Source organism: Fodinicola acaciae (assembly GCF_010993745.1).
GTDB classification, from domain to species: Bacteria; Actinomycetota; Actinomycetes; order Mycobacteriales; family HKI-0501; genus Fodinicola; species Fodinicola acaciae.
In genome coordinates this window covers 165278-178448 of the sequence record NZ_WOTN01000002.1, presented here as the reverse complement: position 1 = coordinate 178448, position 13171 = coordinate 165278, and the positions used below count along the sequence as shown (strand labels likewise).

The window sequence follows — 13171 nt, the reverse complement described above, 5'->3', positions numbered from 1 at the left end:
TTCACTGGTCGGTATGACCATGACCACCATCAAGGTGCCCAAGGCGACGCGCGACCGGCTTCACCGCCTCGCCGCCGCCGACGGGGTCACGCTCGCTCAGGAGATTGAGAAGCTCATTGCCGATCGTGCGCCACGACCGCGACCAAGTATCGGCGGATTTCGCAGTGGTCGACCGCTGAGTGCCGAAGAAATCGATGAACAGCTCGCCAACGGATTTGGCGCGTGAGCGCAGTCATTGTCGACACGAGCGCGATTCTCGCGCTCCTCGATGAGGACCACGACGAGCATGCGGCACTCGCGCGCATCTTCGAAGAAAGCACGAAACCACTGGTCGTTCGTCGTTCGTCGTGGCCGAGGCGGACTACATGCTGCATACCAGGCTCGGTTCCGAGGCTGCTCGCCGCTTCTCCTTCGACATCGTCACCGGCGCGTACGACCTGGCCGAATGGACCGCCGACGATCACGCTTCGGCCTTGAACATCGCCAGTGCCTATGGCGAAGGCAACGACTATGCCGGCATCACGGACGCAGCCAACGTCGTACTCGCCGACCACTATCGGACGACGACACTGGCCAGCTTGGACCAGCGTCATTTCCGCGCCATGCGACCGCTCTGGGGCGCGAAGCACTTCACGCTCCTGCCGTACGACGACCACAGCTAGGGTCTGTTTCGAAGTCCCACGTGGATGAGAGTCGAGATCCAAACGTCGTCTGGCGGTGCGGCGGGACCGCCCGGTGTGGCAGCCCTACGTGGGTGGTTTCACCATGCCGTCAGGCGGCCCGAGACAGATGTGACAGCGGCTCGGCTATCGTCGCGGTCGAGGAAAGCTCGAGCCAGGGGCAACGAACAAACCAACCCACATAAGTCACAACAGCATTGCCCGCCTCAACAGTCGCACCAGTCACAGCGAGCGGCGGTCAGGTGGGAGTGAAGGCCGTTTTTCTTGCGTCCAGCGCTAGTAAATCGGCCTTCGCGCCAACCATGAACACCGCAAGACGGGCATTTAGCGTTACAGACCCTTATCGGTCCCACATACTGGTTCGTCTCGCCACCTGCCAGGATGCCACGGCCTGTCCGAGTTGATCATGGGACTGTCACGCACTTGACGTACGCGAAACAACGCACGCCCTCCTGACGACCCGGCGGGTGCAACCCTTGGAATAGATCATCTAGCGAAACCCCCGGCGCCGCTGCCGGGGGTTTCGTCGTGAGGACTCAGAAGGACGGGTTGTTGTGGTAGGTCCAACGGGCGTAGCTGTTGTTGGAGTGGTAGGTCACCTTGTTGCCGGAGTTGCCGCCGATGCTGGCCACGACCAGCTTGCCGCCTGACCGGGAGACGCCGACGACGACCTCGACGTGGTTGCCGTCGGAGCGTACGGCCACGTCACCCGGCTTCGGCGTGCCGACCTTCTTCCACTTGCGCCACGCCGCGGCGGCCGGATAGCCGCTGGGGGCCTTGCCGCCGGCCTTCTTCATCACCCAGGCCGCGAAGTCGCCGCACCATTCCTCGCACCGCGAGGTGTAGGGGTTGCAGTTGCTTCCCCACTCCTTCATGCCGACCTGGCTCTTGGCGATGCAGACGATCTCGGCGCCGCTGACGCCTTTCTTGAGGCAGTGCTTGGCGAGCCGGTTGGCCTTCTGCGCCGGCGTCTCCTTCGCCGCGGCGGCGACGGCGGTCACCCGGGTCGCCGTCGGTGCGGCGGCCTGGGCGGGTGCCGCGGTCGCCGCGGCCATGGCGCCAAGCACGCCGGCCGCGAGCAGCAGACCGACCAGTTTGCGGTGGATCATGTCGTCTCCTTCCAGGAGAGGCGGGACTGCCTCCGCCGCCAACACAATCCGGCCGCCTGCTGTCCGACAAGGCAAAACACCGTCCGGGACAGTCCGGGACGATACTCAGGACGTGATCATCGACTTCGACGCTGAGCTGTGGCTGTGGGACGCGCGGTCGGACAGCTGGACGTTCGTCAGCCTGCCGGCCGACGCGTCCGACGACATCCGGGAGATGGCCGGCGGCACGCGGCGCGGCTTCGGGTCGGTGCGCGTACGCGTCACCATCGGTGGCTCGCAGTGGCGCACGTCGATCTTTCCGGACAGCAAGCGCGGCGCGTACGTGCTGCCGGTGAAACGAGCCATCCGCAAGGCGGAGGATCTGGAGGCCGGCGACACGGTGAGCGTCACCGTCGAGCTCATCGATCTGTGACGCGCGATCAGCTTTTCCAGTCGTCGGCGGTGATGCCGTCGGCATGTCCGGCCGGCCATTGGACCAGCTCGATGCGGTTGCCGTCGGGGTCGGTGAGCCACGAGGTGAGGAAGTCGTCGGAGTCGTTCGGCGAGGTCGGCGGCTCGGCCTCGATTCCTTTGCCGGCCAGGTCGGCGATCGTACGCACCAGCGAGTCGACCTGGATGACGAAGTGGTTGAGCACCTCGCCGCGGTCGACCGCGCCTTTCGCCGGGTCGTGTACGAGCTCGATGGTGACGAAGTCGTCGCCGGGAAGCTGGATCATGGTCAGGCTGCCGAAGGCGGTCTCCGGCACGGTGCCGATCACCCGATAGCCGACCGCGGTGTAGAAGGCGAGCGACCGCTCGAGGTCGCTGACGCGAAGTCCGAAGTGCAGGGTTCTCATGGCGTCCTTCCGTCGAGGTCGCCGCAGCGTAACGGAATACGCTGCTGGTGATGAGCGCCTTGACGAGGTGGGCCGACCAGTTGGCCGGCTGGCGGATCCCGCCGCCGATCCTGGCGACGACGACCGAGTCGCCGTGGGTGCTGCCGCGGCCGGTGTTCGTACGGCGTGCCGACCGGCAGATCGCCGACCCGATCGGCGCCACCCACGCCGAGGCGGTCAGCGCGCTGGCCGGGCCTGGGAACGTCCTGGACATCGGCGCCGCCGCCGGTGCCAGCAGCCTGTCGCTGGCCGGACGCGCGCCGGTCACCGAGATCACCGCTGTCGACACGGACCCCGAGCTGCTGGACGAGTTCGCGGCCCGAGCGGCGCGCCTGGGCGTGCGCGCCACCTGCGTACGCGGCGCGTGGCCGGACACATCGACCGAGCCCGCGGACGTCGTGATCGCCGGAAACGTGATCTACAACGTCTCCGACCTGGCGCCTTTCGTCACCGCGCTGACGGCTGCCGCGCGCCGCGTGGTCATCGTCGAGACCGCCGAGCGGCATCCACTGACCGCGTTGAACGAGCTGTGGCGGCATTTCCACGGCATCGAGCGGCCGGCCGGACCGACCGCCGACGACGCCGTCGCCGCGCTCGCCGAGCTTGGCATCGCTCCGCGCGTAAGGCGGTGGAAGCGGCCGCCGACGGCCGAGCACGCGAGCTATCAGGACCTGCTGGAGGTCACGCGACGCCGGCTGTGCCTGCCGGTCGGCGCGCTGCCGGAGATCGACGCGGTCCTTCGCCGCACCGGTGTCGACCCGTCCGCGCCGCCCGATCTCGGCTCGTCCGGCGACGACCTGGTCACGCTGGTGTGGCCCGCCTGATGCCGGCGATGAGAAAACCGACGAGCCTGCGCGCGTCATAGCGCCGGTCGCTGTCGGCGCCGATGCAGAGGTTGCCGACACCGCGCATCAGCTCGTACGCGTCCACGCCGGCGCGGATCTCGCCGGCGGCGGCCTCCAGCAGCCGCGTCGCCACCGGCAGGAGCTGCTCCAGGAAGTACGCGTGCAGAGCCTCGAACTGGGCGCTCTCCGGCCGCAGCGCGGCGGCCAGGCCGTGCTTGGTGACCAGCAGGTCGACGAACCTGTCGATCCACCGGGCCAGCGCAGCGTACGGCGTCGGCTCGCTCGCGAGATAGGCCGGACCGGCCTCGACGCACGCCTCGATCTGGTGCCGATAGACGGCGACGACCAGATCCGCGCGCGTTGGAAAGTGGCGATAGACGGTGCCGAGGCCGACGCCGGCACGTGCCGCGATGTCGCGTACCGGCGCCTCCACGCCGGCCGTCACGAAGACGGCTGCCGCCGCGTCGAGCAGCGCCTTCTCGTTGCGCCGCGCGTCGGCACGCTTCTGCACCACTCCGCCAGCGTACGGCTAGCTAATCGGAACCAGGTTCCGTATCGTTAATGGAACGAGGTTCCGATTAAGGAAAGGACCACGATGACATCCACGCGCTTCGGCATCATGACCGCGCCGATGCAGGTCGACTATGCCGACGTCCTGCGGGTTTGGCGCGAGGCCGACGCGATCCCGGAGATCGTGCACGCCTGGCTGTTCGACCACCTGCTGCCGATCGCCGGCAGCCTGGACGGACCAATCCTGGAAGGCTGGACGCTGCTGTCCGCGCTCGCCGCGCAGACGCGGCGGCTGCGGCTCGGCCTGCTGGTGACCAGCAACCGCTTCCGGCCGCCGGCGATGCTGGCCAAGATCGCCACCACCGTCGACATCGTCTCCGGGGGCCGGCTCGACTTCGGCATCGGCGTCGGCTCGCGGCCGAGCCATCCGATCGCGCGGCGGGAGTACGAGGCGCACGGCCTGCCGTATCACGACACCGACCGCGCCGTCGCCAGCCTCGCCGAGGCATGCACCGCCATCAAGCGGTTGTGGACCGAGACCGAGCCCTTCGACTTCGACGGGACGTACGTGCGACTGCGCGGCGCCTTCGGCAACCCCAAACCGGTGCAGCGCCCACATCCGCCGATCATGATCGGCGGCCGCGCGGCGGCGACGCTGCGCGTGGTCGCCGAGCATGCAGACATCTGGAACATCCCCGGTGGTGACATCGAGGACGTGAAGAGCCGTGGCGCGCTGCTCGATCGCTATTGCGCCGAGATCGGCCGCGATCCGGCGTCGATCGTCCGCTCGATCCACCTGCCGGTGTCGTACGAGGATCCAGCCGCGACGCGGACCGCCATCCGCGCCGCGACCGACACCGGCATCCAGCACATCGTCCTCGGACTTTCCAGCCCGTACCCGGAAAAAGTCGCGCACTGGGTCACCGAGGAGCTGATCGGTCAGGTCGAGGTCTGACCGTCGATCGACTCGCGCAGGATGTCGGCGTGGCCGGCGTGCTGCGCGGTCTCGGCGATGACGTGGAGCAGCACGCGCCGGATGCTGCGGCTGGCACCCGGCTCGTACCACGGCGCCTCCGGCAGCGGGTGCGTCGCGGACAGGTCGGCGACGCCGGCGACGATCTCGGCCGTACGCGCGGCGACCTGCTCGTAGTCGCCGAGAATGCCGGCCAGCGTCTCGCCAGTCCGCATCTGGAACTCGTTCTGGTGGTCGATCATCCACCGCGGATACTCGCGAGCCGTACCAGCGGCGATGTCGGCCCAGGTCACATCGTCCGGCAGGTCGCTGCGCATCGCGGACGGACCTTCGACCACGAAGCGCAGCCAGCTGTCCTCGGTCGACGCCACGTGCTTGATCAGGCCGCCGAGGCACAACGCGCTGGCCGTCGGCCTTGCGGCGGCCTGCTCGTCGGTGAGCCCGCGAGTGGTCTTGATCAGCACGGCTCGCGTGGCGGCCAGCTCGGCGAGGATCTCGGCGTGTTCGGTGGTGTACGTGTCGGTTGGCATGACGACAGCTTGACAGCCAAGTAGGTCAGGGGGCGTCCGCTATCGGGTCAGTTCTATATCTGCTACGAACGGTTACCAGATTCGGCCGAACGGTTGCTGGTCGAGTCGCCGCTGCTGCCTCATCGTCAAGGAATGGATGACGAGGACCTCTGCTACCAGGTTGCCTGGGACGGCCTTCGCCTGCCAGGCCGCGGCGCGACCAACCACACCGGCCTTGCCACCGCACATCTCGTCGTGGCCAGCCTGCCGCTCGGCCTCTGCGGCCACCCGACGCTGGTCGCGACACCGCAGGTGGAGTGGCACGACGTACCGACGCGTTTCCGCTGCGCCGACTGCCGCCAGCTGGCACCGAAGTCGCCGCGCCGCCAGGCCGCGTGATACCTGCGATGTGATACCGCAGCGCCGGATCGCCACGCTTCGGTGGTCGTACTCGTGCACGGCACCGGTCCGACCGATTTGGACGAAAGCGTCGCCGGCGAGGACGGCACCATCCGGTCACGAATCTCGCCGCGGACGTGGCGGCCCGGCATCCCGAGCTCGCCGGCCTCATCCTGCAGGGCGCGGTCAACGTTCCGTGGCGCGCCGGACTTCTCGACCAGGTGACCCGAGTGGCCGTTCCCTACCTTCGGCATTTCGATCGAGGCGATGTCATCACTCCGGCCGTCCTGCGGCGCGACCGGCTGGCCGCCGGTGGCACGCGGGCCAAAGAATGGACCGCCATGCTCGCCACCGCTGTCGGCGCCGGCATTCATCGACGCGCTGCTGGCACCGTCGGGTCCGCTCGCGCGCTGGGGTGGCGGTCGCGGCCTGCCGGACGCACCGACCACCGCCGCGCGCCTGACGCTGCCGATCCTCGGTCTGCGGGGAAAGACGGACGGCGACGTGCCACCCGACTCGGTCGAGCGAGCTGCTCCGCGCCCACGCCTGACCAGCGGTCAGGCCGCGGTCCACCGCAACGAGATGTCCAACCGCAGATCCTCGCCGGGCAGCAGCACCCGGTCCATCGTCTCGGCCGGCGAGGTCACCGGCTCGACGCAGACGCCACGCTCGTGCGAGGTGAACAACGTGACGTACGCGCTGCTGTAGGCGATGGTCAAGGTGCCGACGCCGGGCCACTCGACCTCCACCGGACCGGCCGTCCTCAGGCAGGCGTTCCACGGTGGAGGCGACGCGGTGAGCCATCGGCCGGTCGGACGTCCGGAGTCGTCGCGCTCCTGCTCCAGAGCGCCGGCCGGGATCCGCACCTGCGCCTCACGGCCGCGCAGGTGCCGGACAAACCACGGATGCCAGCCAACCGCGGCCGGCATCGGCCGCGTGCCGGCCCGGACGGTCAGGCTCAGGTCGAGGCCGCCGGCCAGCGGTGTCGGCGTCATCGTCACGGTGCCGCCGTACGGCCAACCACCGGCGATGTCGGTCGCGAGGCCACCGGCCGACGGGCGCCAGCCGCTCTTGCGTACGACGCCGTGCTCGGCGTTCGGTGGATAGTCCGCCGGCATCCGGACCTGGTCACCGGCGAAGGTGAACGTCGCGTCCGGCAACGTACTCGTCCACGGGGCCATCACGAAGGCACCGTGGAACAGCTCGCCACCACCCCAGTCGGACACCATCAGCTGGTGACCGCCGAGCGACAGCTCGGCCAGCCGCGCGCCGTCCGCCGGGACGAAACGCGCACGACAGTCAGCGCCACGGATCTCCATGCGGCATCACGTCCCGATGAGGCTATTCTCCTGTATATCGAAGATAGCATTCTTATTTGGAAGATCAGGCTAGGCGACCCGCGGTCGCGACGACAAGAGCGGAGTAACCACACATGACCCGACGCGCGTACACCACCACGGAGGCACCGGATCCTCGCGGCAACTACTCACAGGTGGTCTCGGCCGGCAACCTGGTCGTGACGGCCGGCTTCGGGCCGGTGGATCCGCGGACGCGCGCGATCGTCGGCGACGAGATCGGCGAACAGACGCGGCAGACCCTGCGCAACGTCGCGGCCGCCCTGGCCGCCGCGAACTGCGATATGCGCGACGTCGTCAAAGTGACCGCGCATCTCGCCAACGCCGACCGCGACTGGGCCGGATTCGACGAGGTTTTCCCGGAGTTCTTCGACCAGCCATATCCCGTACGGACAACGGCCGGCTCCGAGCTCGGCGACATCCTGGTCGAAATCGACGTCATCGCCGTCCGCCCCGAAGACTGACTCCGGATTCCCCACTTCCCGCCGCAGCCGCTTTCCAGCGCTGCCGAGGTTTTCCAGATGATTCCTCGACAAAAACGGAGGTGATGCGCAAAAGCCCCGCCGTTATAGTTTCCGCGTGCCCGACGTTGAACTGCGTCCGCTGGGCGAGGCCGATATCGACAGCCACAATGCCGGCGAAGACGAGGCCGTGGTCCGCTGGCTCTCCGGCGAACCCGCGACGGTCGAGTCGACGCGGCACCATTTCGCCCACCTCGCTCAGAACGCCGCCCGGGGAGCCGGCAAACGAGGCTTCGGCATTTGGTGGGAAGGCAGGCTCGCCGGCTACGTGGACTGCGACCCGGATTCCGAACACACTCCAGCGCCCGGCGACGTGAACATCGCGTACGCCGTGCACCCGTGGGCTCGCGGTCGTGGCGTCGCGACGGCCGCGGTCGCGGCCATCTGCGCCTACATCACCGCCGAGCGCATCGGTCGGCGTGCGATTATCCTCGCGGACGCGCGAAATATCGCATCGGCACGAGTCGCCATGCGCAGCGGGTTCGACCAGATCGGGGTCTGCGCGCCGTCGGGTGAATACAACGAGGACGGCACTCCGGTGGAACTCTCGGTGTACGCACTCGAGCTCCGGCGCTAGGCACAACGCCGGGCCTGGAAATCACCAGTCGTGATGACGACGGTCGTCACCGACGTCCGGGAACCTGTGTGCGTGATGGCTACTGACGGGAGAACACCATGAAAATCGTCGTATGGGTCGTGTCGGCTCTGCTGGCCTTAGCATTCCTCGCCGTCGGTGGAGGCAAACTCCTCGCCCCCGCCGCCGAGCTCCAGCAGTCGGCTCAGGGAGTGCCGATCGCTCTGCTGAAACTCGCCGGCGCCGCCGAGGTGTTGGGGGCGATCGGCCTGATATTGCCGGCGGCGACGCGGATCCTGCCGGTGCTGACGCCGGTGGCGGCGGTCGGCCTGGTCGTGACCATGGTCGGCGCGACGATCACCAACTTCGTCGTCGGCGTGCCGTCCAGCGCGGTGGTGACCGTCGTTCTCGGCGTCCTCGCCGCTCTGGTGGCGGTCGCGCGTTTCGGGCGCTGGGCCGTCGAGCCGCGTACGACTGCCTCCCCCGCGCCGAACACGGCGGCGTAGGCCCGAGCCGGTTATTCGCCGGGCTTGGTGGCTGATCGACCGCCTCGGTCGGTCAGCCACGCGACCAGTTCGTACGCTCCACCGTCGGCGGCCGCGTCTCGTGGCGTCTGATCTGACCAGGCCGGGACGACGTTCACGTCGGCGCCTGCTTCGAGGAGGAGCTCCGCGGCGTCTCGGCGGCCGCCGTGACAGGCGCTCCAGAACGCGACGTCGATCTCCTCGGCCGACGGACCAGGTCTCGCGGCGAGGAAAGCGACGACCCGGTCGTCGAGGCCGAGGGTCGCGGCATCACGGAGGGTCGTCCTGGCTCCTCGCTCCACAAGCCGCCGGGCCACCGTCCACTGCCGAAATCCGCACGCGTCCGCCAGTGGAGTCCCACCGCCGAGGACCGCGCCAGAGGCATCGATGTCGGCGCCGGCGTCCAACAGCGCGTCCAGCGCCTCAAGATCGTCGGAGCTGGCGGCCCAGTGCAGCGGCGTCTCCTCGTGTTGGCCGCGGAAGCGCGCGTTGACGTCGGCGCCCGCCTGGACCAGTGCGGCGATCGTGGCTCCGACCCGGGGATAGTGGCCAGGCCAGTCGGTGGCCACGTGCAAAAGCGTCCGGGACATCGCTCCAGGCGCGTCCGAGCCGACGCGAGCGCCGGCCAGCCACGGATGCTCCGCCAGCATTCGCCGCAGATCGATGACGCGTCCATCGTGGATCGCCGCGGTCGCCGCGGCCGCGACCGGGTTGTCGACGGGGATGGTCACCATCGACCTACCTCACGCACGCGGGCGCCGGTCAACGGCGTACCCGATAGCGCAGGTGAAGCACCCGGTTTCCGTGAACCACCACGTCAGGATCCTCCAAAAGGTGCTGCGCGTCGACCGAGCCGAAATAGCGCTTTCCGGACCCGAACACGACGGGTACGACGTCCATGCGCACCTCGTCGATCAGGCCCGCGGCAAGCACCTGGCCGCCGACGTCGCCCGCGGCGACCTCGACCACACGATCGCCCGCCAGCTCCTGCGCCTTGGCCATGGCCGCCTCGACGCCATCGAGGAAGTGAAACGGCGCCCCGGAGTCCCAGCCCTCGGGCGGCGGCCGGTGCGTCACGACGACCACGTGGTCGATGCCGCTTGGCGGCTTCCCGTCCCAGCCGTCCGTCAGGTCGAAGACGTGGCGGCCGGCGACCGTCACACCGATCTGGTCCCAGTACGGCCGGACGTAGTCAAACGACGTCTGCGACACCTTCAGCGCGCCACCCTCATCCAGCGGCACGTCTCCGCTGGTCAACCAGTCGAACAGCGGCCCGGGCTGGTCCTTGTCGTCCGCGACGAAGCCGTCCACCGACACCGAGCTGTACATGACGACCTTGCCCACGCCGACTCTCCTCTGCTCTGGGATGTCCCCAAACTAGCCAGTCGCGAGCTACCGCTCTTGTAAGAAATCAATCGGCCGGCAGTGGCCAGCTGTCGAGCACGTGGCCGGGATGTTCGCGCAGGAACCGCCGCCGGACTTCCAGATACCGGGTCGGCGTGAGACCGGTGAACGCACGGAACTCGTGACCGAAGTGGGCCTGGTCGAAATAGCCCGCGCGACTGGCGAGCTCGGCCCAGTCGACCGGTCCGGCCGGGTCGATCGCGAACACGGTGGCGGTGAAACGATGCGTACGGGCCAGCCGCTTGGGCGTGACGCCGATGAGTTCCTTGAACCGCCGCGCCAGATGAGTGCTGCTGACACCGGCCGCCACGCTCAGATCGCCGATCGGCACCGCGCCGCCGGCCGCCGCGATGACGCAGCTCGTATGGCGGACCAGCCCCAGGCCGGTGGTCTCGCTCAGCCGTCGCATCAGCTCCGCCTCGAGCAGCGTCAGCATCTCGTACGGCCCGTCCGCCGCAGCCAGCCGGTCACGCAGCTCGGCGACGGTGGGCCGGCCCCAGACCTGCTCCACCGTCACCGGCCGGTCACACAGCTCGGCCACCGGCATCGCCACGAACGGCGCCAGCCCCCACGGCTTGAAGTGCACGCCGACGGACCGGGTCCGAGACGGATAGCCAAATTCGTACGCCCGAGTCGGCATGGAGATCACGCAACCATCGGCGTAGGCGGCCGTCTCGATGTCGGTGCCGGCACGGATCCGAAGCGGCGCCCCGAGGTTGACGATGAGCAGCGCCGCCGGCATCGCGGGCAGCGTCAGCCGGTCGTACGGCGGCGCACCCTCCAGGTAGTAGAGGTCGTCGATCAGCCCGTCCAGCGGCGGCCGCGGCACTCTGGACACATACTCCACGCTCACAGCATCGCCGACCCGACCGACCCGGAGCCGTTGACCCCACGCTGTCTTGGCTCAGCCGCCCGCAGCTGGCACAAACCGGACCGAGGTCTGACCGCGTACCGGCCGGCGGACAGACCTCACCGCCTCGACCATCGGCGGCGTGCTGCTTATCTGTTGCTTTCAGCGGCTATCGTGCTGGAAACCAGCGTCACGCTGTCCACGCGGGCTCAGGTCGAGTGACGATCACGACGCTCCCTGGAGATGTCCGATCATCGCGGTGGCGAACTTCTTCGCGATGCCGCAGGGGTCCTTCTTGTTCGAACCAATGCTGATGTTCGGGAGGACCGAGACGGCGAGCTGGTCGGTGACGCCGACCCAGAGGGTGCAGATGCCGTTCGAGCGGCTGTCCCGGGTGGCGGCGAAGACGGCCGGGTAGCCGTTGATCGTGGTGGGTTCGAAGTAGGCCTGCTGGGCCTTCTGGTCGTAGATGTCGCTGATCCCGTGCTTGTTCTGCTCGATCGGCGTGTTGTTGACGAAGTTCAGGTTGCTTCCGGAGGACGTCCAGCGGCAGCCGTTCAGCACGCCGGTGCTCTTCTCGCCGGGATACTTGAGGCCGACCTGTTCTGCCTCCGAGGCGTTGAGCACGCTGCACGGGTTGGCGATCAAGTCCTTGGTCGGCAGTGGGGACGGAACCCTGGGTCCCGAGCCGCTGCTGTCAGCCGGAGCGCTCGAGCCCGCGGTGGCCGGTGGCTGAGCAGTCCCTCCGGCCCCGCCGGCCCTACCGCCGCAGGCGGAGACGGCGAACAAGCTGATTGTGGCGACGACAGCTGCGGCGAGTCGAATGGTGCGGTGCGGCATCTGGTGCTCAAACTCCTTTACCTGCTGGTTCATCTGGTCGCGGGTTTTCGCTCCGCGATGAAGATCAGATTCATGCGTACGCTTTACTTGAGTTTCACCTGTTTGGCTCACAAGACAGACATTTAACGTTACACGCGCCTGTGGGGGTCCTATATAGTGGACCCCTTCGCCACCTTCCGCGCCGGTCCGCGCCGCCGATGGCTGGAAAGACATCACCCAGTCGCTGCACTGCCGGACAATGACCCGGATGGCGGCTCTCGGAGCAGGGTAGGCCGGCCGGGGATCCTCAGGTTGCCAGCCGTCGGGCGTCCAGTGGCGCGGAACCACTCACCAACCCAGAGGTTAAAACTCAAGCTTTAGTCTTGCTGTCGACGCCGGGAAATCGCCGACAACGTCTGCGCGACGACGAACAGGAGCAGTACGAGCAGGATCCCGCCCCAGCCGACGGCGGTCAGGCCGACAAGGAAAAGCGGGATGGTGACGACGAGGACGGCTAGCGCGCAGACGACCGCGGCAAACGCCGTTTGACCGTCGACGCCAGCGCCGCCGATCAGCAGCACCGAGGCCAAAAACGTTTCTCCCAGCGCCAGTTTCAGCAGCGTCGGATTGCCGACACCGATGAACGTGAGGACCAGGAGCGGGATCACCGCCACCAGTGCGAGGATCCCGACGCAGGCCATCACGAGCCCGATCCCCCGACGCGCACCGGTCAGTCGGCGGACCTCGGGGCGCTGCTTCTGCCTGGGCTGACTGGTCTTCGCCGGAAAGATCTTGTGGAAACTCTTCCTGTCGACAGATATGCCGTCGTACGCCGCCCCGAAGCCGAATCCGCATAGCGCAAGCAGAAATCCGAGCGGTACGCCGGGGAGGGTCCAGCTGGGAGTGTCCCAGCCGATGGAGATGTTCGTGGCGAGAGCCAGACCGAAGATGATCAGCCCGGCGACGCCGACCGCCATCCTGCCGAGTTGCCCACCGCGCGTCTCCCGCTGGCACGCAACGGAAACGTCGACCTGACGGCGGCACTTCGGGCACGAGACCTGGACGACCGCGGAGCCCTCCGCCGGCCGGCTCAGCGTGATCGCGTAAGTCTGGTACGTGTCGGTCTTCTGAACGGAATACAGGCCGCTTTTGACGCTTCCGCGCGTCCAGCAGCCGAGGCGGCGTTGCTCAGTGCGTTGAAGGCTCATCTCGATCTCCCACAGC

The 13171-nt window shown here is 68.1% G+C and carries 19 protein-coding genes; 9 read left to right on the top strand and 10 right to left on the bottom strand.

The genetic code is table 11. From position 1 onward, the window contains the following. Positions 1 to 13 precede the first annotated feature (13 nt). Together GNX95_RS16095 and GNX95_RS16090 are read left to right on the top strand one after the other, a co-directional pair. Entirely contained in the window at positions 14 to 226 is a 213-nt protein-coding gene (locus GNX95_RS16095; protein ID WP_163508235.1) for a hypothetical protein, read from the top strand. A gap of 139 nt (positions 227 to 365) precedes the next feature. Beyond that, positions 366 to 662 carry a PIN domain-containing protein gene (locus GNX95_RS16090; RefSeq protein ID WP_163508234.1) on the top strand — a complete coding sequence of 99 codons (297 nt, stop codon included), beginning with the start codon at positions 366 to 368 and terminating at the stop codon, positions 660 to 662. Positions 663 to 1216: 554 nt separating this feature from the next. Here the strand turns inward: GNX95_RS16090 and GNX95_RS16085 are convergent. Continuing rightward, the gene (locus GNX95_RS16085) at positions 1217 to 1789 is read right to left on the bottom strand and encodes a CHAP domain-containing protein (RefSeq protein ID WP_163508233.1); all 573 of its coding nucleotides are present in this window, start codon (positions 1787 to 1789) and stop codon (positions 1217 to 1219) included. Positions 1790 to 1901: 112 nt separating this feature from the next. Here GNX95_RS16085 and GNX95_RS16080 point away from each other — a divergent pair, with 112 nt between their 5' ends. Next, positions 1902 to 2201 carry a DUF1905 domain-containing protein gene (locus tag GNX95_RS16080; RefSeq protein ID WP_163508232.1) on the top strand — a complete coding sequence of 100 codons (300 nt, stop codon included), beginning with the start codon at positions 1902 to 1904 and terminating at the stop codon, positions 2199 to 2201. 7 nt (positions 2202 to 2208) lie between these two features. Here GNX95_RS16080 and GNX95_RS16075 read toward each other — a convergent pair whose 3' ends face one another. Next, positions 2209 to 2625, bottom strand: coding sequence for a VOC family protein (locus GNX95_RS16075; protein ID WP_163508231.1), 417 nt, complete (start codon positions 2623 to 2625; stop codon positions 2209 to 2211). Positions 2626 to 2675: 50 nt separating this feature from the next. Here GNX95_RS16075 and GNX95_RS16070 point away from each other — a divergent pair, with 50 nt between their 5' ends. Continuing rightward, on the top strand, positions 2676 to 3488 hold the full coding sequence (locus GNX95_RS16070; RefSeq protein ID WP_163508230.1) for a class I SAM-dependent methyltransferase: 813 nt from the start codon (positions 2676 to 2678) through the stop codon (positions 3486 to 3488). Here GNX95_RS16070 and GNX95_RS16065 read toward each other — a convergent pair. Then, the gene (locus GNX95_RS16065) at positions 3466 to 4023 is read right to left on the bottom strand and encodes a TetR/AcrR family transcriptional regulator (protein ID WP_163508229.1); all 558 of its coding nucleotides are present in this window, start codon (positions 4021 to 4023) and stop codon (positions 3466 to 3468) included. The genes GNX95_RS16070 and GNX95_RS16065 overlap by 23 nt on opposite strands. Positions 4024 to 4104: 81 nt before the next feature. Between GNX95_RS16065 and GNX95_RS16060 the strand changes: the two genes are divergently transcribed. After that, positions 4105 to 4974, top strand: coding sequence for an LLM class flavin-dependent oxidoreductase (locus GNX95_RS16060; RefSeq protein WP_163508228.1), 870 nt, complete (start codon positions 4105 to 4107; stop codon positions 4972 to 4974). Here GNX95_RS16060 and GNX95_RS16055 read toward each other — a convergent pair. Continuing rightward, complete coding sequence (locus GNX95_RS16055) at positions 4959 to 5522, bottom strand: DinB family protein (RefSeq protein ID WP_163508227.1); 564 nt, start codon at positions 5520 to 5522, stop codon at positions 4959 to 4961. The genes GNX95_RS16060 and GNX95_RS16055 overlap by 16 nt on opposite strands. 132 nt (positions 5523 to 5654) lie before the next feature. Between GNX95_RS16055 and GNX95_RS16050 the strand changes: the two genes are divergently transcribed. Beyond that, positions 5655 to 5900 carry a hypothetical protein gene (locus GNX95_RS16050; RefSeq protein WP_163508226.1) on the top strand — a complete coding sequence of 82 codons (246 nt, stop codon included), beginning with the start codon at positions 5655 to 5657 and terminating at the stop codon, positions 5898 to 5900. A 557-nt stretch (positions 5901 to 6457) separates the two neighbouring features. Here the strand turns inward: GNX95_RS16050 and GNX95_RS16045 are convergent. After that, the gene (locus GNX95_RS16045) at positions 6458 to 7219 is read right to left on the bottom strand and encodes an aldose epimerase family protein (RefSeq protein ID WP_163508225.1); all 762 of its coding nucleotides are present in this window, start codon (positions 7217 to 7219) and stop codon (positions 6458 to 6460) included. A gap of 113 nt (positions 7220 to 7332) precedes the next feature. Here GNX95_RS16045 and GNX95_RS16040 point away from each other — a divergent pair, with 113 nt between their 5' ends. The 3 genes from GNX95_RS16040 (at position 7333) to GNX95_RS16030 (ending at position 8856) form a co-directional block, all read left to right on the top strand. After that, positions 7333 to 7719 (top strand): RidA family protein, encoded by a 387-nt coding sequence (locus GNX95_RS16040; protein WP_163508224.1) that lies wholly within the window; start codon positions 7333 to 7335, stop codon positions 7717 to 7719. A gap of 115 nt (positions 7720 to 7834) precedes the next feature. Continuing rightward, the gene (locus GNX95_RS16035; protein ID WP_163508223.1) at positions 7835 to 8353 is read left to right on the top strand and encodes a GNAT family N-acetyltransferase; all 519 of its coding nucleotides are present in this window, start codon (positions 7835 to 7837) and stop codon (positions 8351 to 8353) included. Positions 8354 to 8451: 98 nt separating this feature from the next. After that, positions 8452 to 8856 carry a DoxX family protein gene (locus GNX95_RS16030; RefSeq protein WP_163508222.1) on the top strand — a complete coding sequence of 135 codons (405 nt, stop codon included), beginning with the start codon at positions 8452 to 8454 and terminating at the stop codon, positions 8854 to 8856. A gap of 11 nt (positions 8857 to 8867) precedes the next feature. Here GNX95_RS16030 and GNX95_RS16025 read toward each other — a convergent pair whose 3' ends face one another. From GNX95_RS16025 to GNX95_RS16005, 5 genes are all read right to left on the bottom strand, one after another. Beyond that, entirely contained in the window at positions 8868 to 9608 is a 741-nt protein-coding gene (locus tag GNX95_RS16025) for an ankyrin repeat domain-containing protein (RefSeq protein ID WP_163508221.1), read from the bottom strand. Between the two features lie 28 nt (positions 9609 to 9636). After that, entirely contained in the window at positions 9637 to 10218 is a 582-nt protein-coding gene (locus tag GNX95_RS16020) for a dihydrofolate reductase family protein (RefSeq protein ID WP_163508220.1), read from the bottom strand. A gap of 67 nt (positions 10219 to 10285) precedes the next feature. Further along, positions 10286 to 11125 carry an AraC family transcriptional regulator gene (locus GNX95_RS16015; RefSeq protein ID WP_222853697.1) on the bottom strand — a complete coding sequence of 280 codons (840 nt, stop codon included), beginning with the start codon at positions 11123 to 11125 and terminating at the stop codon, positions 10286 to 10288. Positions 11126 to 11353: 228 nt separating this feature from the next. Next, positions 11354 to 12001: a DUF3558 domain-containing protein gene (locus tag GNX95_RS16010; protein ID WP_163508219.1), complete on the bottom strand. Its 648-nt coding sequence runs from the start codon at positions 11999 to 12001 to the stop codon at positions 11354 to 11356. Between the two features lie 323 nt (positions 12002 to 12324). Then, positions 12325 to 13155, bottom strand: a complete 831-nt coding sequence (locus GNX95_RS16005; protein ID WP_163508218.1) for a hypothetical protein — start codon at positions 13153 to 13155, stop codon at positions 12325 to 12327. Between the last annotated feature and the right edge of the window lie 16 nt (positions 13156 to 13171).